This is a genomic window from Limibacter armeniacum, from assembly GCF_036880985.1.
GTDB classification, from domain to species: Bacteria; Bacteroidota; Bacteroidia; order Cytophagales; family Flammeovirgaceae; genus Limibacter; species Limibacter armeniacum.
This window is the reverse complement of sequence record NZ_JBAJNO010000009.1, coordinates 389,779-408,296: the sequence shown is the minus strand read 5'-3', so window position 1 is coordinate 408,296 and position 18,518 is coordinate 389,779. Positions and strand designations below refer to the sequence as shown.

Below are 18,518 nucleotides of genomic sequence, written 5' to 3'. Positions count from 1 at the left end.
TTTTATAGCCTATACACATTTGGTAGTAAAGCATAAAAAAAAGCCGGACTCAAGGACCCCGGCTTTTCTGCGTGTGTGTTTATTCTATCTGTGCGTGTGTTTTTATTGATTAAGGCTATTAATCAATTATTCTTAAGAGGCCAGGGTGTGTGTCTCCAGCCTCTTATTATATTATACGTATCAAATACGTTTATTGATTCGGTAAAGTAACGTTTGTACTTTCAAAAATCTTGTCTGCTGAGCCAGCAATAAATCCGTCGAACAGTTCCCCGTCCTTGTCTTCATAGCGCTTGGCGAACTCATAGTAGCAGGCAGGGATTTCGTAAGTACCCTCTACAAAGTCAACAGCTAATCTGTCAGCAAGAATACTCGACTGTTCGAGCATTTGCTCTGGCGTACCTTTTATTTCGCCTCCTGAGCCATTCATCTTGAAACCATTGTCTTTCAACAGTTGGTTTACACTTTCAAGGGATGTTTCCTTGTCCAGTTTATTCACAAATACAGTGAAGTGGTTAGGGCAGAAGCCGTACACATACATCCATGCAGCATATTCAGATTCCTCTCTTAAACGCTCGTAAATCTGATGAGAAGGTTTACCCCAAAGTCTTCCTTGGAATACTAACTCCAGAGGGTCAATCAGGTGCAGATCGCTGATTGCCAATAGGCAGTCAACAATTTCCTGAACGTACTCACTGCAAAGCTCTAGCCTAAGTTCACTGATAAAAATCTTTGGCGCATCCTTATCAGTCTTATGCTCATAGTGCTTTGCCAGAAGCTTCTTGGCAGTAAATTCATACTGTCCCTTCTCTTCATAACCACAAGCGGTGAATACCTTTGACATGGCTTCAATGTTCACGCGCGGATCATTGAAAGTACGGAAAGCAATGTGGTCATTTTTTACGTTGCCATATTGCTCGTCAAAGATGTTGTGAATCTTATGCGCAGATGGCGCAAGTGTCACATACTGATCCCAAAGCTTTTGCAGCAGTTGATCTTTGTTCATTGGTTGTGTTTGTTGTCAATATTTCATTATTATGAAGCAAATGTAATCAAAATAACTCTATACAATCGATTGAAAGATTTCAATTTTTATTTTTTGCTTAATTTTATGTCAAATTAATTTTTTTGTATTTTAGTAATTGTTAAAATAACACTTTTAAGACTATTTTACTATCAATGGAGTACCATATAGATTATACAGACCGACAGATTATTGCCGAACTTCACCGAAATGCGAGGAAGTCTTACCTTCAAATAGCAAAGGACCTGAAGATTTCGAACTCTTTGGTTCATCAACGGATCAATAAGCTTCGAGAAGCAGGGGTTATTTCAGATCCAAGCATACGTTTGGATCCCAAGAAACTAGGCATGGAGTGTTGTGCTTTTGTGAATATTACAGTGGAGAGTGGGAGAAAGGTAAATGATGTAGTGAAGAAGCTAAAGGCGATAGACGAGGTGGTGGAGTGCCATTTTATGAGTGGACAATTCACCTTGCTCGTGAAAATCTTTGCCAAGGACAGCGACAACCTAAGTGACATACTCTTGGATCAGATCAGTATTATAGAAGGAGTGGCAGCTACTGAAACAAATATTGCGTTCAGGACTGCTATAGATAGAGGTGTGGCAATAGGGGAATGATAACTCCGTGATATATTGAAACAATTAAGCCGTTCCGGATAAGAGAACGGCTTTACTTATTCTTTCAGTCTTTCCCGATGACGGGTAGAGAACAGAATTTCTTCAATCACTTGTTGGGTGATTTTCACTTGCCGATGAAAGCTGAGTAAGGTGGTGAGGTAATTTAACACCAACATCATTAAGCAAATGGAGGCATAAACTATATTAGGCTTCACGAAAACGAATAATACCAATAAGGTTAAACAAATCAGTGTTCCGAGGTACAGGTAGAGTTTGGTGCTTTCAAACATTCTGAAATGAACAAATACCAACGAGCCAGGGTTGCTGCATTCGATTTCACCCGTTACAACAGGGAGAAAGTTTTGGGCTGTTCTGATCCTTCTGGAAAAAGTAAAGGTGTCTTTCTTTATTATTCCATTAAACTGAAAGAAGTTCTCAAAGCCATGCTCAGGTTTATACCCAGGAGGAAGTGTGGCTTCTTCCAACCTGCTTTTAGCTTCTGCTGCTGAGAATGGGAGTACAAGCGTTATGTCGTCTTTTGGTAGAAAATTCATTTTATAATACGGTCAATCTTATCATGGAATAGTATTATTTTTATATTGAATATATAAGTCTGATTTGAAAGTGTGTAAAGAAAAGCCTTGCACACAATTAGAGCGCCTTGATTATTAAAAAACATTCGCAAACCAGCCTTTAACTTTATAACCCTTTTTTGGGGTGTTGAGTTGTGAATTTTTACTTTTTACTGCAAGAATCTATATATGAAAAAGCTGAAACTAATTCTGACAATACTGGTCGTAATATTACTCGCTGGAGCAAGCGGAATCTATGTTTTTCTGTCCAGTTCACTACCTCAGTATAATGGAGAGGTGACTCTGAAAGGTTTGAATGGTGATGTAGAAGTCCTTTACGATGAATATGGCGTACCACATATCTATGCAAAGAGTGAGGAAGATGCCTATTTCGCTTTGGGTTATGTACATGCCCAAGACAGGCTTTTTCAGATGGAAATGATGAGGCGGTTAGCTGCGGGTAAGTTGGCTGAAGTACTGGGGAGTGATTTGCTTCCAATTGATAAGTACTTCAGGACAATTGGATTAAATAAAGCAGCAGAAAAGATTGTCGCTGATATGGAGGTAGATAAAGGAGAGCCTTATTACAATGCTTGTAAAGCATATTTGTCAGGTGTAAATCAGTTTATTGAGTTGGGTACTACACCTCCTGAATTTACATTATTAGGAATCCCCAAGCAGCCATTTGACCTAAAAGATACCGGCCTGATTGCTGGTTATATGTCATTCAGCTTTGGCTACGGTGTGCGAATTGACCCTTATTTGGAGCAAATAGCTCAGCAATATGGTGATGCTTACCTGAAAGATCTTTCGATTGATTACACTCCTAATACCCAAAAAATTCCGGTTCATCCTTCGACAACAGATGTCTTGGCAGGTATGGGTAAAACTATGGCAATGGTAGATAAGTTGTCTCCAGTTCCTTTACTGATAGGGAGTAACAGTTGGATTATAAGTGCAGAGAAGTCAACAACAGGTTTCCCGATTTTTGCCAATGATACGCATATGGGACATACCCAACCCGCAGTATGGTATGAGGCACATTTGGAAGCTCCTGGCTTAAGTGTGTATGGTAAACATTTGGCTGGTGCACCGATGGTTGTTGTTGGTCATAATAGGTTTGCGGTATGGGGAATGACCATGTTTGAGAATGACGATATGGACTTTTTCGCCGAAAAGGTAAATCCGAACAATCCTGACGAAGTGCTGTATGAGGGAGGCTACGAGGCAATTCAATTACGCAAGGAAGAAATTTATGTCAAAGGACAGGAAGAGCCTGTTACCATTGAAGTCAAAGAGACACGTCACGGACCTATTATGAATGATGCCCTGATGTATGACGTAGGCGTAGCGGATTCGTATCCGATGTCCCTTTACTGGACATATCTGCACGCTCCAGGTAAACTTATTAAAGCGGTATATAGCTTGGCCCATACAGAACATATTGATGATGCACGTAAAGCGGCTTCCATGATTCATGCTCCAGGCTTGAATATTATGTATGCCGATCGAGATGGTAATATTGCTTGGTGGGCAGCTGCAAAAATCCTCCACAGAAATGACAGTGTTCATTCTAAAAGAATATTGGATGGAAGCATAAAAGCAGATGACTATTTAGGTTTCCATAAGTTCAGTCAGAATCCGCAGTCTGAAAATCCTCCTTCAGGTTATATTTATTCTGCAAATAACCAACCTGATTCTGTAGATGGTGTTTTGTATCCGGGCTATTATGCCCCCGAAAACCGTGCAGACAGGATTGTATCACTGCTTGAAGAAAATGAGAAATGGTCTCCTGAAATGGTACAAGAAATGGTCAGTGATGTGAAATCTGCTCAATTGAAAACCTTAGCCAACGAGATGGTAGCGGTACTTGAAAGTGAAGCGGTGGCTACTGATCCGTTTTCTGCAAAAGTGTTGGAAGTACTAAAAAATTGGGATGGAGGACATAAGACACCACAAGTAGGACCTGTGGTTTTTTACAAGATGTTGGCTAGGACATTATCAAATGCGATGATGGATGAAATGGGAGAGGAGATGTACGGTAACCTGCATCACACACATTTGATGTACCGTACACTGAATACATTGATGTTTAAAGAGAATTCTGTATGGTGGGATGACCTTTCTACAGATGGTGTAACAGAAACAAGGACGGCTATTTTTGTCAAATCATTCAATCAAAGTGTAATTGATTTGCAACAGGAATTGGGAAGTGATATTTCAGCTTGGCAATGGGGCAATGTTCATACATTGGAGCATCAACACCCCCTAGGAAAAGTAAAGCCACTGGACAAACTGCTGAATGTAGGTCCGATGAAAGTAAGAGGCGGATGGGAAGTGATAGACAACTCTTATTTTAAGCTGCCACTGGATGGGCAGTATCACAAAACTGGCGGGCCAGCCATGAGAGTTGTAATTGACCTGTCAGATATTGAGAATGGAAACAGTATTTTGCCTACTGGACAAGCTGGACACTTTATGAGTAAGCATTATGATGATCAGGCTGAGATGTATAATGTTGGTATGTTCAAAACGCAATGGATGAACAGAAAAGACATTGAAACTCATCAGGAAGGTAGATTATTACTTAAACCTGTAAACTGATTAAAGTAATAAAAGAAAAACCTCACCTTGTTAAAAGGGTGGGGTTTTCAATTGATAAAGTAGGCAAGATGAAAAAACGTTTCTTGAAGGAAATATATTGGCTGATTGGAGCTATTGTTATTACAATATTGTTAGGTTTTTCACTATTTGGAGAAAGACTTTTTGTAGGAGGAACATTTGAGATCCAACTACATGACACTTTCCTGTCTACCCCCAAGATGGTAGCATTACTTTAATGTTTTACTAATGGTACTGATATTATCGTTCTTGTTAAGAGTCAAAAGTAAATGGCTTAATATTATGATCACCGTGTTAAGTGGGATGATAGTTATGGCGCTAGCTTTTACATATTATAAAGTATTTGCAACGATTGGTGAATTGGAGAGAGGTATCGATTTAGCCATCATTCATAAGGGATTTATAATTACTCTATGCTTAATAGTATTCCTGTTGTTGGGGAGTTTATATAAGCTGTTTAATATAAACAGGACATCATGATTCGCTCAAGGTCTCATGGCAGAGTCCAATAAGGTAATGACCTTATTGTCTGCATCAATACTAGCTTTTACGCCAATGGGAACAGTGAATTTATTGGAGATGTGACCAATGTTAGAACCGTAGTAGGCAGGGATTCCCAATGGCTCTATATGCTGTTTGAGTAATTGTTTTATGGTAAATGAGGCTTTTGGGTCTGAAGAGTAACATCTTTTGCAATTGCCAAAAATTAATCCATTGATCTGGTCAAGTACACCTGCAATTTTGAGGTGTGTCAACATCCTGTCAATACTGTAAGGTTCTTCATTGAGGTCTTCCAGAAAAAGGATTTTTCCTGACCAGTTAGGCACATACTCAGAGCCTAACATGGTTGAGAGTACAGTGAGATTTCCTCCTGCCAATATTCCTTCGGCTTTTCCTCCAACTATGGTATAGGCACTTCTTTGGGTATTGTCGTCATTGACCATGCTGTAGGCCTTATTTTCCATCACTACTTTCTTGAAGTGCCCCACAGAGAAATCATTCCAGCTGGCATAACCGACCAATCCATGAAAAGTAACTAGGTTCGCTTTTGTGTACAGTCCAAGCAGAAGAGAGGTGATGTCACTTAGTCCCATCACGATTTTTGGGTTTTGTTTGACCAATTCATAATTGATCAATGGTAACATTCTGGAACAACCCCATCCTCCCCGCATTGCGATAATGGCTTTAACGCTGCTGTCAGCTATAAACCGATTGAATTCTTCTGCCCTTTGCCGATCTGTACCTGCCAAATAGCCATACTTACTGTAAACACTGTCTCCCAAAACAACCTCCATACCTAAGCTATCTAAGGCTTGCCTGATTCTTGAGATATAACGTGTGTTGAAAACGGCTCCAGCAGGTGCCATCACAGCCACTTTATCACCTGAAGCCAAAGAAGCTGGTTTTATCAGGGAGGTATTATCATTGCCAAGTACTGAAGGAATGGGTAAGAAAGAACTGGCTAATAATATAGAAGTGGATTTGAGGAAAGATCTTCTATGCATTGGAGTGTGAAAGTTGAGAGGGTAGTTTATTTTGGCATATCTATACAAGTTATTGATTTTGCATTGATAAGGAAAAGAAAAAGGTCTTCAGAGGATGTCTGAAAACCTTCTTTAACAAACAATTGCTTCTGGTGCTAAAAGTTAGATTCCAAAGCACAAGTATTTGATCACAATATAATCCTCAATGCCATACTTGGAGCCTTCTCTGCCCATACCACTTTCCTTGATACCACCGAAAGGAGCTACAGCTGTTGAAATCATGCCTGTGTTAATACCTACCATGCCGTATTCCAGTCCCTCCGCTACATTCCAGATTCTGCTGATATCTCTTCCATAAAAGTATGAGGCAAGTCCAAATGGAGTGTCATTTGCTACTTTTATCGCTTCTTCATCGGTTTTGAAACGGTAGACTGGTGCAACTGGTCCAAATATCTCTTCATGGGTCAGTTTCATTTTTTCGTTGGCTTCAGAAAGCACAGTAGGCTCATAGAACGTGCCACCAAGTTTGTGCTTATTTCCACCAGTAATCACTTTTGCACCTTTTTGTTTAGCATCATCTACAAAGTCCTCAACCTTGTCCAGTGCATCCTGATTGATCAGAGGGCCAATATTGACTTTTTTTTCCATTCCGTTACCTACTTTCAGGTTACGGACAGCCTCTGCCAATTTCTCTACAAATTGGTCATAAATGCCTTCCTGAGCATATAACCTATTGGCACAGACACAAGTTTGTCCTGCATTTCTGTATTTGGATGCAATGGCTCCTTCAACAGCAGCATCTAGATCAGCATCATCAAAGACAATAAAAGGAGCGTTTCCACCCAACTCCAATGATACTTTTTTTACTGTTCCTGAAGCCTGTTTCATCAGGATTTTACCAACTTCTGTAGAGCCTGTAAAGGAGACTTTCTTGACAAGAGGGTTGGTCGTGATTTCTTCTCCAATCACTTTAGAGTTGCTGGATGTAATGACATTAAAAACACCTTTTGGAAAGCCTGCCTGTTCGGCAAGTTCAGCCAATGCTAATGCAGATAGGGGAGTATCTTTACTTGGCTTTACTACTACAGGACAACCAGCGGCCAATGCAGGAGCAATCTTACGGGTAATCATGGCATTTGGGAAATTCCAAGGGGTGATGGCACCAACCACGCCAATGGGTTGCTTGATTACAACAATTCTTTTATCTGCCGCATGACCAGGAATTACATCCCCGTAAATTCGTTTGGCTTCTTCTGCAAACCACTCAACAAAAGACGCCCCATATCGGATTTCTCCTTTGGCTTCTTCAAGTGGTTTTCCCTGTTCAGTAGTTAGAATTTTACCTAGATCATCAACATATTCCATTTGGAGGTCAAACCATTTTCGGAGGATAGCAGAACGTTCAGCTGCAGTTTTGTCTTTCCATGCCGGAAATGCATCGTGAGCTGCTTCAATGGCTTTTTGGGTTTCTGCTTTTCCCATGTCAGGCAGTTCGGCTATTACACTTTCATCAAAAGGGTTTCTAACAGAAAATGTTTTGTTGTCATTCGCCCCTACCCACTGACCATCAATAAATGCTTGTTGCTTGAACAGCTTTGGATTATTTAAGTCTTGCATCAATGTTGATATTAAGCTGATTTGAAAATAGTTTTTACTTCAAATATGAAGTAACTGAACTTCGCAGCAATCTACAACCATTCCTGAGGTAAAATAAGCCTGTGTGTATCTTGGGTAATCTGAAATAAAAAAGCCCACCTGTCAAATCAGCTTGACAGATGGGCTTTGATAATTTCATATGGGAAAGTCCTTAGACTTTCTGTGCTATAGTAGCTGCTTGTTCTTCGTTAGGATGACCAGTCATTTGCTCAACCATGACACATACAGAGGCATCACCTGTTACATTGACCACTGTACGACACATATCTAGGATTCTGTCAGGAGCCATGATCAAAGCAATTCCTTCTACAGGAAGACCTGCTTGTTCCAATACAATGATCAGCATTACAATACCAGCACCCGGTACAGCTGCAGCACCAATAGATGCCAATGTAGCTGTCATTACGATACCCAACTGTTGCATGATTGTCAGGTCAATGCCATAAACCTGTGCAATGAATACAGCAGCAACACCTTGGTATAAGCTTGTACCATCCATATTGATAGTAGCCCCCATTGGAAGTACAAAACTAGCTGTATCTTCATGTACACCCAGTTCGTTTTCTACCTGTTTCATCGTAACAGGAAGTGTAGCAGCACTTGAACTTGTAGAGAATGCCATCATTTGAGCAGGGAAAATTCCTTTAAGGAACTTACCGACATCATATCGTCCAATTAGCTTAAGCATCAGCGGATAAACACCAAATGCCATAATTGCCAAGCCTAGTACTACTACCAATGAGTATTTGGCAAGAACACCTAGCAAGTCGATAGCACTTGCAGGGTCGTCACCTGCAAAGTCAGCAATAAGTGAGGCTAGTAGTGCAAATACACCGTATGGAGCAAATTCCATAATCAGGTTTACCATCTGAAGTATAACGGCATCCACACCTTGGAAAAAAGCTTTGACTGGTGCCACTTTTTTCTGGTCTATCATTACCATTGAAATACCGAAAATGATGGCGAAGAAAATTACTTGTAGCATTGCGCCATTATCTCCAGCAGATTCAAATATGTTGGAAGGGATCATGTCCAGCAGAGGCTGTAATGGACCTTGTTTACTTACACTTTCTGCTGTTGCCAGTCGGGTAGCGGTATCACTACCAAACTTCTCGGCAAACATCTGACGCGTTTCTGGAGAAAAACCGCTGCCAGGCTTGAAGATATTAACAAGTACCAAGCCTATTGATACTGCAATAAAGGTAGTCAAGATGTAGATACCGATTGTTCGGGAACCCATCTTAGAGAGTTTTGAAATATCTGTCATGGAAGTGATACCATTGATCAGTGATACCAGCACCAGCGGAACAGCAATTAGTTTTAGTAGGCGGATGAAAATAGTACCGAATGGTTTTATCCAATCTGAGGTGAATTGGTTAAGTCCCGCAGAGCTGAGTATCAAGCCCAAGACTACGCCAAGAACCATCCCGATAATAATCTTCCAGTGCAGAGCAAGTTTCTTCATTTAGTCTAGTGTTGTATATGTTCTGAATATGCGATACGTATTTAACAATCACGCAAAATACAAATTCTGATGGATTAACATAAAATTCTATAGGGATCGTGATGCCGTTTAAGTATCCTAATATTTCATTGTACAGAATTTTGTGGGTGATTATTTTTTATGTGCAATAGTGATAAATATTTGTAAATTGTCAAGACCAAATATTATTTTCATATCTACTCTTTTATAGAAAACTGAGTGTGAAGATAATTACTCCTGTTCTGTTGCCAATTACGGAAGGCAGGAGTCAATAACTACAACTAAAACAATTTTTTTGTGTCAAATTAATGCTAACAACTTATCATGTTTGATTTCGACAAATGGCAGGAGATCTATGAAACAATCCGCCGGCATAAACTGCGAACTGCTCTGACAGCATTTGGGGTTGGCTGGGGGATTTTTATGCTTGTAATCCTGTTGGGAGCAGGTAATGCTCTGCAAAATGGCGCAGAACACGAGATGCGCGATGATGCTGTAAACAGTATCTGGGTGTGGCCCGGTAGGGCGAGTAAGCCTTTTAAGGGGTTGCCTATCAATCGACCAATTCAGCTTACCAATGTTGATCACGATGGTTTGAAAGAAGACTTTGAACTGGCTGAACATACTTCAGCCCGGTTTTATCTGGGCGGGGAGTTTACGGTAGTTTATAAACAGGAAACATCGGCATTTTCTGTACGGTGTGTCCATCCCGGTCATCAATTTCTTGAAAATTCCATAGTGACTGATGGTCGATACCTGAATGATATTGACATCAAGGAAAAACGTAAAGTCGCTATCATTGGCAAGACCGTGAAGGAGCGACTGTTTAAGGAAGAAAATGCTGTCGGGGAGAATATCATTATCAAAGGAGTAGTGTTTAAGGTAGTCGGGGTGTATGAAGACACTGGGGGTGAGCGTGAGATGGAAATCATATACTTACCTGTTACTACTGCACAACTGGCATTCAATGGCGGTAAAAAGAACATTAACCAAATGATGTTCACATTGGGGGATGCATCTGTAGCGGAAGCGGCTGAAGTGGAAAGAAAACTGAGGGAAAAGCTTGCCGCCAGACACAGTTTTGACAGAACCGATGACCGAGCAGTATGGATCAGGAATAATGTGGAGAATTTCCAGAAGTTTCAGAATCTCTTTACAGGAATCAAGGCATTTGTTTGGCTGGTGGCGCTGGGGTCTATCTTTTCAGGGATCATTGGTGTGAGTAATATCATGATGATTATTGTAAAGGAGCGTACGAGAGAAATCGGGGTTCGCAAAGCGTTGGGAGCTACTCCTTGGTCTATTGTCAGCTTGATTTTACAGGAATCTGTTGTCATTACAGGTGTCGCAGGATATATAGGCTTATTGGCAGGTTTGAGTGTCTTGCAGCTTTTCAATTACATCATTGATAAGAATGAAATTGATACGGGCTTTTTCCGACATCCGGAAGTGCCTTTCGGTGTAATTGTCGCAGCTACCTTGATTCTGGTTGCTTTTGGCGCGATTGCAGGACTGATTCCATCAGTCAGGGCTGCCAAAGTGAATCCAGTAGTAGCGATGCGTGCTGAATGATTCATTTCATAACTCAAAAACCTGAAAGTATATGTTTGATATAGATAAGTGGCAGGAAATACTTGCTACGATCAGTAAAAATAAATTACGGACGTTTCTGACCGCAATGAGTGTGGCTTGGGGACTTTATATGTTGGTTTTTATGCTTGGGGCTGGTAGTGGACTGGAACATGGTATACTACGGGGCTTCGGGGACTATGCAACCAACAGTGGAGAAGTTTGGGGACGAAGAACCAGTATGCCATATGCGGGGCTACAGGCTGGACGGTATGTAAGTTTTACCTACCGTGATATGGAAATCATAAGGAATAAAGTGAAAGGAATAGACCTTTTGGCGCCACATTCCAACCGATCTTTTCTAGTATCAAGAAGCAACAAAAGTGAGTCACTTCAGATTAGGGGAGATGTTCCGGATCTTCAGAAGATCGACCCTAAAAATGTATCGAAAGGTCGTTTTTTGAATGAACTGGATATCAAGGAAAAGCGGAAAGTAGTGGTGATTGGCAGGAGAGCCAAGCAGTTGCTTTTTGATGAGGAAGAAGAAGCCATTGGCGATTTCGTGAAGATCAAAGGTGTGTTTTTCAAGGTTGTCGGGATTTTCCAGTCAAAAAGAAATGACGAATGGGCTTTGGAACAGGAAAAGAACCTGTATATACCACTCCCAACCATGCAACAGGCGCTGACGAACAACGAGCGCATTGACTACTTTACCTTTACAGCTTTGCCAGATGTGGCGGTGTCAGATGTAGAGAAAGCAGTAAAGGAAGAATTGAGGAAAATACATAAAGTGAGTCCTGAAGATAAGAATGCTATCGGTTCTTGGAACATGGAGGAAGAGTTTGCCAAAATACAGGGTATGTTTTTAGGTATTAATGGTCTTATCTGGATTGTGGGAGTATTTACCATTCTCGCTGGAGTGATTGGCGTGAGTAACATCATGCTGATTGTGGTGAAGGAACGTACCAAAGAAATTGGACTGAGAAAGGCATTGGGAGCAACTCCTTTTTCTATCATCTCCCTGATTATACAGGAGTCTGTTTTTATCACAGCAATGTCAGGGTATGTAGGGTTGTTTTTTGGGATTATGGTAGTGGATGGTATCCGTTATCTGGTAGATGAAGTGGCAGGAGGCGTAAGCATGTTCGCATCTCCTTCCATAGATGGTAGTGTCGCCCTTAGTGCTTTAGCATTTTTGGTTGTTTCAGGAATGTTTGCAGGGATTCTTCCTGCTATTAAGGCAGCTGCTGTTAGCCCTGTAGAAGCATTGAGAGATGAGTAATGCTAATTTCAAAATTGAAAACTAAAATCGTATAAATACACAGTCAAATTAATTCTAGTATAGTCATGAAACAAGTCTTAACAATATTGGCAATTGTAGCAGTGGTTGGTAGTGCCGTTGGTATGGGGTATTATTTCTATAAAAATAATGATGAGCCGACAGAAAAGTATGCAACAGTAAAGCCTGAAATGAGCGATGTATTCAAGAAGACAGTCGCAACAGGCTCTATTATGCCAAAGAAAGAAATCACGATCAAGCCTCAGGTTTCGGGTATTTTGGATAAACTATATATCGAGCCAGGTCAAAAAGTGAAAAAAGGACAGTTGCTTGCCAAAATTCAGGTAATTCCAGACATGTCTAGCTTAAGTAATGCGGAGTCTCAGTTAAGAAGAGCTAAGATCACATTGGAGAATGCAGACAAGGAACTGAAACGTCAGCAGAGACTTTATGAGCAAGGGGTGATCTCAAGTCAGGAATTCCAGACTTTCAAACGTGAATTTGATCTGGCGAAAGAAAATGTGGAAAGTGGCAAAGAGAACCTGAAGATTATCAAGGAAGGTACAGCAAGCGATGCAGGAGCATCTACTACACTTGTTCGCTCAACAGTTGACGGAATGGTATTGGATACGCCATTTAAAGAAGGTAGCCAGGTGATTATGAGTAATAACTTTAACGAGGGTAGTACAATCGCCACTATTGCAGATATGGGTGAGATGATCTTCGAAGGTAAAGTGGATGAGTCTGAGGTGGGTAAGCTTCAGAAAGGAATGCCACTAAAACTGAAGGTTGGTGCTATTGATGGTGTGGAGTTCAATGCTAACCTGAATTACATTTCACCAAAAGGTATCACGGAAGAAGGAGCTATCAAGTTTGATGTGAAAGCAAATGTAGCGTTGATCGACAGTGTTTTCTTACGTGCTGGTTATAGCGCCAATGCAGATATCGTATTGGATAAACGCCTGAACGTACTGACAGTGGAGGAAAGTAATGTTACTTTCAATAACGATTCTACTTTTGTTGAGGTGAAAATAGGAGAGGACAAGTTTGAGAAGCGTTTGCTGAAAACAGGTCTTTCTGATGGTATTAATATCGAGGTTCTTTCAGGAATTACGAAAGACGATGAAATTAAAAAGTTGTAATTAGAAGATAGCTACTTATTTTCATTCCAAAGCTGCATTTGTCTAGAAGGCAAATGCAGCTTTTTTTATAAATAATATTTATTGAATTCAAACAAGTATTAAGGTTTGAAAAAAAGGGTGGGGTACTCTAAAAGTGGGTTGTATTAGTATTAGAAAGCAGCTAAGAAAGCATTAGTTCATAGCAAAAAGTAGAATGAGAAATAGTTAGTTTTTGGGTTACTTGTAAAAAAGCCTCGGTTTCCGAGGCTTTTTTATTTTGTATTCAAAATGGCAATTACTTGTGTGAATATTTGATAAGAAAATAGAAGCAAAGTAGGGGGATTCATTCGCCTGCTGTATAAATATTGAAAAGTAAATACTAGATGTAATTAGTTTTTGGGTAAATGCAAAAGAAGCTCCATGTTGGGGCTTTTTTTGTTTCTATAGTAAAAACTGCCCCAACATGACATTTGGATCATTCTAGGGATGACGTTCTCTTCTAAAGCTATTCATGATCTCAACATCCCAATTGTATTTTTCAGGTCTATAATCACTATTCTTGTAATAATTTTATTATCTTTTGAAGATTTTTAGGTGAAATATTAAGGCTTTTATAGCGTTAGGAGGGTATTGAAACTTGAATAAATCGAAGAGCGTACTCATTGTAAAAGCAAACGTACGATAGCGAAACAAGCAAAAAAACACCAGTTAAAAAGTGATTTTTTTATGAGAATAAAACACAAGTATCACCTGTTGATCTGGACGATTACCATTCTATTGGCAGGTGTCGGACTTGAAGCTAAGGCTCAACTTAGTCAGAACCCTTTTTTGATGAATTTGAGATTCTATGAGCAGGTACATGCTGAGAACGGGTTTGATAAACTTGAGTTTCCAATGAGTGATGTGGAAAACGTTACTGTGGCAGGAGATAAAGTGTATGCTTCTTACAAGTTCAAAGAAGGATCCACGAGCCGCCATCCAAACCCACAACAAATTCTGACAGCCTATTATGACCGTATTCGTTCGATGAGAGGACGCCCTATCTTTAAGGGTAATTCTCATGCTACGTTTCAGGTTAAGTCTAATGGGAAAGAATATTACTGTGTGATTGAAGCATATGATGAAGGAAAATCTTATGCTGTATCTGTTATCCTGAAAGAGGAAATGCAGGAAGCTACCAGAGCGAAAGAAATGTTGGCACTGTTGAATACGAAAGGTCAGCTTGACCTGTATATTATTTTCTCAACAGGTAGTGCAGACCTGTCTCCAGCTTCTAACTCTACTATCAACGAGATTGTTGAGTTACTTCGTTTTGCACCTAAGATGTCTATCAGTATCGAAGGACATACCGATAATGTAGGTTCTCCTGCTAAAAACAAGCAACTTTCAGAAGACAGGGCAATTTCTGTAAAGAAGGCATTGATAGCTAAGGGGATTGACCCTAGAAGAATGCAGACTCAAGGTTGGGGACAAGAGAAGCCTGTTGCAGACAACAGTACCGAAAAGGGTAGACTCCGTAACAGACGTGTATCGATTGTGAAAACCAACTAGTGATAAAAATATTGATTGAGATGATCAAGGCGCCATTCCCAATTTAGGGAATGGCGCTTTTATTTTGGCATGCTGGAGATACTGTTTGGAAGATGGGTTGTCTAGTCTTGTCAATTTGTTACTTTTATATTACATGAAAAGGGATAGTCACCTTTTATGGTTTGTGTCATGTATTTAACCAATCAGCTTAAGCCTATGGAATTATCTTCTAATACACCGATTACTTATGAGGTACCAACTGTTTCGGAAGGTGGCAGAAGGCTTGTGGTCTCAGATATACATGGGTGTATCCGTACTTTTCTCCGACTGTTAGATCGTGTGGAATTGACCAAATCAGATCAGCTGTTTTTATTGGGCGATTACATAGATCGTGGACCAAACTCAAAAGCGGTAATTGACACTTTGCTTGATCTAAAAGAAGAAGGGTATCAATTATATATGCTTCGAGGAAATCATGAACAGATGCTGTTGGATTATCTCTCGTTGCCTGCTGAGGAACTGGAGCAGTATGTCAAGACTTGCAGGACAAATAACCTTTTTGATAAGCATATGCAGATGCTTGAACCTTACAAAACGTGGATGAGCAGTTTGCCATTTTACTTTGACTTAGGTGATTATTATCTGGTGCATGCAGGGTTCAATTTCGAAGTACCTAACCCTTTTGAAGATACTTATCATATGCTTTGGATTAGGTGGAATACGGTACCCGCTGAAAAACTGAATGGTAGAAAGTTGATTCATGGGCATACACCAATGCCACTTTCAGCAATAGAAAGGGAAATTGAAAAGAATGCAGCTAAAATCTGTTTGGATAATGGGTGTGTTTACACCATGATGGACAAAGGTGTCGGACACTTGCTTTGTTTTAACCTTGATACCTCAGAGCTTACCATTCAAGCTAATATAGAGGATATTTAAAAATAGCTGATAGCCATTTCAATTTGGTTAATTGTGCTTTCATACTTTTTCTGTTTTTCAGAAGGGTAAACCATACGGAAGTTGGCAAAGTGATTCAGCAGTTTTACCGTCTTCTGATAAAAGATGTTTCCTTTGTCATCATATCCAGAGATGACATAATAATTATCCTTCAGAAGCTTGTAAGTGATGCGCTCATGATCAGCACCAAGAAGCAGGTCACTTAAGTAAAGCTTTTTGAGATCGGAAGCCTTTTTAAAAGAAGCGAGATCTGTTCCAACAAACTCAAGGAGAGACGGGTGTAGGTTGTCAAAAAGTTTCTCTTCATCTGCCATAAATCCAAGAGAGCCCCAAACAGAAAGTTGTGCTTTTCCATCACTGAACTCAGTGCCATCCGAATGAACTGGAACAGGATTTTCCAATGGCTTGAAATCACTCGAAAACTGCGCTAGAAAGCTAAAGTTTTTGTTCTGGTAGGTAGCGATTTCTCCATCAGTAAAATAAGCCAAATTTGGTTGATCCAGCGCAGCTTGTTTTACATTGGTTTTATGTTCTTGCTTACCACAGCCAAAAGTAATTAGGAGAAGTAGCCAAAAAAACTTTTTCATTTGTTCGGGTCTAAAAAGTATTATCCTTTTCGATTAAAAGTCTTAAGACATCAGATTGCACCTAAAAGTTATGATCAATAAAGATGACAATTTATCGTTGCATTTTGCCTTTGTTCTCAAATCTAATGTCTTAAGACCTAAAAATCACTTTTTCTTCTTTTTTCTTCTGTGATCCACTTCTGGCATCAGCACTTTACCTTCCTCAAGGTGCTCAAAAAGGTGTTGAGCAAAAAATGGCGCCAATGAAACTCCTTTGGTTCCAAGTCCATTAAAGATGGCTAGGTTTGGAAACTCCTCATGCGTGCCTAGGAATGGTCTTCTGTCATAAGTAGCTGGACGTATTCCTGCCCATTGATCCAAAATTTCATATTCATCATTGATCAATGCATCAAGTTTTTCCACCAGTTGGATCCTGCCTTTCTCAGTGGCATCGGTAGACATATCCTTATAGTCATAGGTAGCACCAATCTTGCAGGTTCCATCATCATCAATAGGTAAGATAAATCCATTCCGGTTGATGATATGCTTAAAACGGGCATTCTTGAACCTGACAAGTAAAAGCTCACCTTTTACATTACGGAAATCCAGATCGCCAAAGAGAGGGTTTTCTACATTTTCGGCACCTTCACAGAATACAAGTTTATTTGCTTCAATGCCCTTCCATTTTACAGAAGTATCGGTCACTTCCAGTTCTTCAGCTTTCACCTTTTCCTTGATAAAAGCCCCTTTAGATTCCATGTATTTTGCAAAGGCATCCAATAAAGGACCGATTTCCAGATAACCAGACTGGGTTACTTCCATTCCGCCAAATTTCCCATTGACGGTATCGTACAACCCATTTGGATGAAAGCCTTTGATATAAGTCTCATATTTTTCTTCTGCACTTGCTGAAAGCCAGTCAGTTTGCTTTTCCTGATTTTCAAAAGGAAAGAAAAGATTCATTTTGTGAAAAAACGCCTGACCAAGTGACTCATTGAGGTCACTGTAAAAGCTGTGGAGTTTTTCAAAGAGTTGGTCAGCAAGCCATGTTTTGACCATTTTTCTACCTGTGATCGGATTGACAATCCCTCCAGCCATTCGTGAAGAACTGTTGGGGTTGTGTCTGTCAGCGATGACCACAGTTTTCCCATTTTTCATAAGTGTATGTGCCAGAACCGTTCCGGCAATACCTTGCCCTACAATCAGATAGTCATATTTCGTGTTCATAAGAGCAAACTTACGCTAAACATTAAAATTTGTTAGAAAAATCCTTTTTTTTCTCCTGAAGCGGATTCGCTCGGTTTAATCGGCGAGGCTTTTTGTGTACCTTTGGTGGCTATTGAAAATGGAAAACGGATTATTTTGTCTAAAATATTGAGTAAATGATTCATATAGAAAAATTCACATTCGGAGCGTTTGCCGAAAACACTTACATACTCTACGATGAGAACAAGAACTGTATCGTTGTAGATCCAGGGTGTATGGATGAGGGAGAACGCTTGGAGCTGACCAATTTTATCAGTGACAATGGCTTGAAGGTAGAGAAAGTAGTGAATACCCATTGTCATATTGACCATATATTCGGAAATAAGTTTGTAAAGGAACACTTTGGTGTAAAACTTTATATCCCTAAAGATGAGGCGCAAGTGCTGGCTTGGGGTAAGCTTTCAGCAGACAAGTGGGGAATCCCGGGTTTTGAAGAAACGGAACCTGACGAATTTATACCGAATGAAGGCAAGCTAACACTGGGAAACGAAGTGTTGGAAATCCTTTTTGTACCAGGACATTCGCCTGGACATCTAGCTTTTTACAATAAAGAAGGCGCATTTGTAATAGGAGGGGATGTGTTGTTCAAGCAGAGTATTGGGCGTACAGACTTGCCAGGTGGAGATATGGCAACCTTGACGGATAGTATCAGAAAGGTGATGTATCAGTTACCTGAAGATACGGTTGTTCATTGCGGACACGGCCCATCGACTACTATTGGAGAAGAAAAAAGAATGAACCCATTTGTGAGAGCTGTGTAATAGGAGACTCCCTA

The 18,518-nt window shown here is 40.2% G+C and carries 16 protein-coding genes; 9 read left to right on the top strand and 7 right to left on the bottom strand.

Annotated elements, in window-relative coordinates; all coding sequences use genetic code 11:
- Nucleotides 1–190: 190 nt before the first annotated feature.
- Nucleotides 191–1,003: a DUF1338 domain-containing protein gene (locus V6R21_RS19370; protein ID WP_334245209.1), complete on the bottom strand. Its 813-nt coding sequence runs from the start codon at nt 1,001–1,003 to the stop codon at nt 191–193.
- Nucleotides 1,004–1,176: 173 nt separating this feature from the next.
- Between V6R21_RS19370 and V6R21_RS19365 the strand changes: the two genes are divergently transcribed.
- Nucleotides 1,177–1,638, top strand: a complete 462-nt coding sequence (locus V6R21_RS19365) for an Lrp/AsnC family transcriptional regulator (RefSeq protein ID WP_334245208.1) — start codon at nt 1,177–1,179, stop codon at nt 1,636–1,638.
- Between the two features lie 56 nt (nt 1,639–1,694).
- Here V6R21_RS19365 and V6R21_RS19360 read toward each other — a convergent pair whose 3' ends face one another.
- Nucleotides 1,695–2,192 (bottom strand): hypothetical protein, encoded by a 498-nt coding sequence (locus V6R21_RS19360; protein ID WP_334245207.1) that lies wholly within the window; start codon nt 2,190–2,192, stop codon nt 1,695–1,697.
- A gap of 207 nt (nt 2,193–2,399) precedes the next feature.
- Here V6R21_RS19360 and V6R21_RS19355 point away from each other — a divergent pair, with 207 nt between their 5' ends.
- Together V6R21_RS19355 and V6R21_RS19350 are read left to right on the top strand one after the other, a co-directional pair.
- On the top strand, nt 2,400–4,814 hold the full coding sequence (locus V6R21_RS19355) for a penicillin acylase family protein (protein WP_334245206.1): 2,415 nt from the start codon (nt 2,400–2,402) through the stop codon (nt 4,812–4,814).
- A 68-nt stretch (nt 4,815–4,882) separates the two neighbouring features.
- Complete coding sequence (locus V6R21_RS19350) at nt 4,883–5,050, top strand: hypothetical protein (RefSeq protein ID WP_334245205.1); 168 nt, start codon at nt 4,883–4,885, stop codon at nt 5,048–5,050.
- A gap of 267 nt (nt 5,051–5,317) precedes the next feature.
- Here the strand turns inward: V6R21_RS19350 and V6R21_RS19345 are convergent, their stop codons facing one another.
- The 3 genes from V6R21_RS19345 to V6R21_RS19335 all read right to left on the bottom strand — a co-directional run bounded on the left by V6R21_RS19345 (nt 5,318) and on the right by V6R21_RS19335 (nt 9,437).
- On the bottom strand, nt 5,318–6,337 hold the full coding sequence (locus tag V6R21_RS19345) for a S66 peptidase family protein (RefSeq protein WP_334245204.1): 1,020 nt from the start codon (nt 6,335–6,337) through the stop codon (nt 5,318–5,320).
- Between the two features lie 141 nt (nt 6,338–6,478).
- The gene (locus V6R21_RS19340) at nt 6,479–7,933 is read right to left on the bottom strand and encodes an NAD-dependent succinate-semialdehyde dehydrogenase (protein ID WP_334245203.1); all 1,455 of its coding nucleotides are present in this window, start codon (nt 7,931–7,933) and stop codon (nt 6,479–6,481) included.
- A gap of 190 nt (nt 7,934–8,123) precedes the next feature.
- Nucleotides 8,124–9,437 carry a dicarboxylate/amino acid:cation symporter gene (locus tag V6R21_RS19335; RefSeq protein WP_334245202.1) on the bottom strand — a complete coding sequence of 438 codons (1,314 nt, stop codon included), beginning with the start codon at nt 9,435–9,437 and terminating at the stop codon, nt 8,124–8,126.
- A 342-nt stretch (nt 9,438–9,779) separates the two neighbouring features.
- Here V6R21_RS19335 and V6R21_RS19330 point away from each other — a divergent pair, with 342 nt between their 5' ends.
- The 5 genes from V6R21_RS19330 to V6R21_RS19310 all read left to right on the top strand — a co-directional run bounded on the left by V6R21_RS19330 (nt 9,780) and on the right by V6R21_RS19310 (nt 15,893).
- Nucleotides 9,780–11,027, top strand: coding sequence for an ABC transporter permease (locus V6R21_RS19330; RefSeq protein WP_334245201.1), 1,248 nt, complete (start codon nt 9,780–9,782; stop codon nt 11,025–11,027).
- A 31-nt stretch (nt 11,028–11,058) separates the two neighbouring features.
- A complete protein-coding gene (locus V6R21_RS19325) occupies nt 11,059–12,306 on the top strand; it encodes an ABC transporter permease (RefSeq protein WP_334245200.1) in 1,248 nt (415 codons plus the stop codon).
- Nucleotides 12,307–12,371: 65 nt separating this feature from the next.
- Nucleotides 12,372–13,445 carry an efflux RND transporter periplasmic adaptor subunit gene (locus V6R21_RS19320; protein ID WP_334245199.1) on the top strand — a complete coding sequence of 358 codons (1,074 nt, stop codon included), beginning with the start codon at nt 12,372–12,374 and terminating at the stop codon, nt 13,443–13,445.
- A 705-nt stretch (nt 13,446–14,150) separates the two neighbouring features.
- A complete protein-coding gene (locus tag V6R21_RS19315) occupies nt 14,151–14,975 on the top strand; it encodes an OmpA family protein (protein WP_334245198.1) in 825 nt (274 codons plus the stop codon).
- Between the two features lie 195 nt (nt 14,976–15,170).
- Nucleotides 15,171–15,893 (top strand): metallophosphoesterase family protein, encoded by a 723-nt coding sequence (locus V6R21_RS19310; protein ID WP_334245197.1) that lies wholly within the window; start codon nt 15,171–15,173, stop codon nt 15,891–15,893.
- Here V6R21_RS19310 and V6R21_RS19305 read toward each other — a convergent pair.
- On the bottom strand, nt 15,890–16,498 hold the full coding sequence (locus tag V6R21_RS19305; protein WP_334245196.1) for a hypothetical protein: 609 nt from the start codon (nt 16,496–16,498) through the stop codon (nt 15,890–15,892). The two genes, V6R21_RS19310 and V6R21_RS19305, sit on opposite strands and share 4 nt — an antisense overlap.
- A gap of 144 nt (nt 16,499–16,642) precedes the next feature.
- Nucleotides 16,643–17,704 carry an NAD(P)/FAD-dependent oxidoreductase gene (locus tag V6R21_RS19300; protein WP_334245195.1) on the bottom strand — a complete coding sequence of 354 codons (1,062 nt, stop codon included), beginning with the start codon at nt 17,702–17,704 and terminating at the stop codon, nt 16,643–16,645.
- A gap of 155 nt (nt 17,705–17,859) precedes the next feature.
- On the opposite strand from V6R21_RS19300, the gene V6R21_RS19295 reads away from it, so the two are divergent.
- A complete protein-coding gene (locus tag V6R21_RS19295; RefSeq protein ID WP_334245194.1) occupies nt 17,860–18,504 on the top strand; it encodes an MBL fold metallo-hydrolase in 645 nt (214 codons plus the stop codon).
- Nucleotides 18,505–18,518: the final 14 nt, after the last annotated feature.

Coding starts and splice junctions, on each gene's coding strand:
- V6R21_RS19350 (WP_334245205.1), top strand. CDS start 4,883: ATGAAAAAACGTTTCTTGAAGGAAATATATTGGCTGATTGGAGCTATT.
- V6R21_RS19370 (WP_334245209.1), bottom strand. CDS start 1,003: ATGAACAAAGATCAACTGCTGCAAAAGCTTTGGGATCAGTATGTGACA.
- V6R21_RS19300 (WP_334245195.1), bottom strand. CDS start 17,704: ATGAACACGAAATATGACTATCTGATTGTAGGGCAAGGTATTGCCGGA.
- V6R21_RS19345 (WP_334245204.1), bottom strand. CDS start 6,337: ATGCATAGAAGATCTTTCCTCAAATCCACTTCTATATTATTAGCCAGT.
- V6R21_RS19325 (WP_334245200.1), top strand. CDS start 11,059: ATGTTTGATATAGATAAGTGGCAGGAAATACTTGCTACGATCAGTAAA.
- V6R21_RS19305 (WP_334245196.1), bottom strand. CDS start 16,498: ATGAAAAAGTTTTTTTGGCTACTTCTCCTAATTACTTTTGGCTGTGGT.
- V6R21_RS19310 (WP_334245197.1), top strand. CDS start 15,171: ATGGAATTATCTTCTAATACACCGATTACTTATGAGGTACCAACTGTT.
- V6R21_RS19315 (WP_334245198.1), top strand. CDS start 14,151: ATGAGAATAAAACACAAGTATCACCTGTTGATCTGGACGATTACCATT.
- V6R21_RS19320 (WP_334245199.1), top strand. CDS start 12,372: ATGAAACAAGTCTTAACAATATTGGCAATTGTAGCAGTGGTTGGTAGT.
- V6R21_RS19340 (WP_334245203.1), bottom strand. CDS start 7,933: ATGCAAGACTTAAATAATCCAAAGCTGTTCAAGCAACAAGCATTTATT.
- V6R21_RS19295 (WP_334245194.1), top strand. CDS start 17,860: ATGATTCATATAGAAAAATTCACATTCGGAGCGTTTGCCGAAAACACT.
- V6R21_RS19355 (WP_334245206.1), top strand. CDS start 2,400: ATGAAAAAGCTGAAACTAATTCTGACAATACTGGTCGTAATATTACTC.
- V6R21_RS19330 (WP_334245201.1), top strand. CDS start 9,780: ATGTTTGATTTCGACAAATGGCAGGAGATCTATGAAACAATCCGCCGG.
- V6R21_RS19335 (WP_334245202.1), bottom strand. CDS start 9,437: ATGAAGAAACTTGCTCTGCACTGGAAGATTATTATCGGGATGGTTCTT.
- V6R21_RS19360 (WP_334245207.1), bottom strand. CDS start 2,192: ATGAATTTTCTACCAAAAGACGACATAACGCTTGTACTCCCATTCTCA.
- V6R21_RS19365 (WP_334245208.1), top strand. CDS start 1,177: ATGGAGTACCATATAGATTATACAGACCGACAGATTATTGCCGAACTT.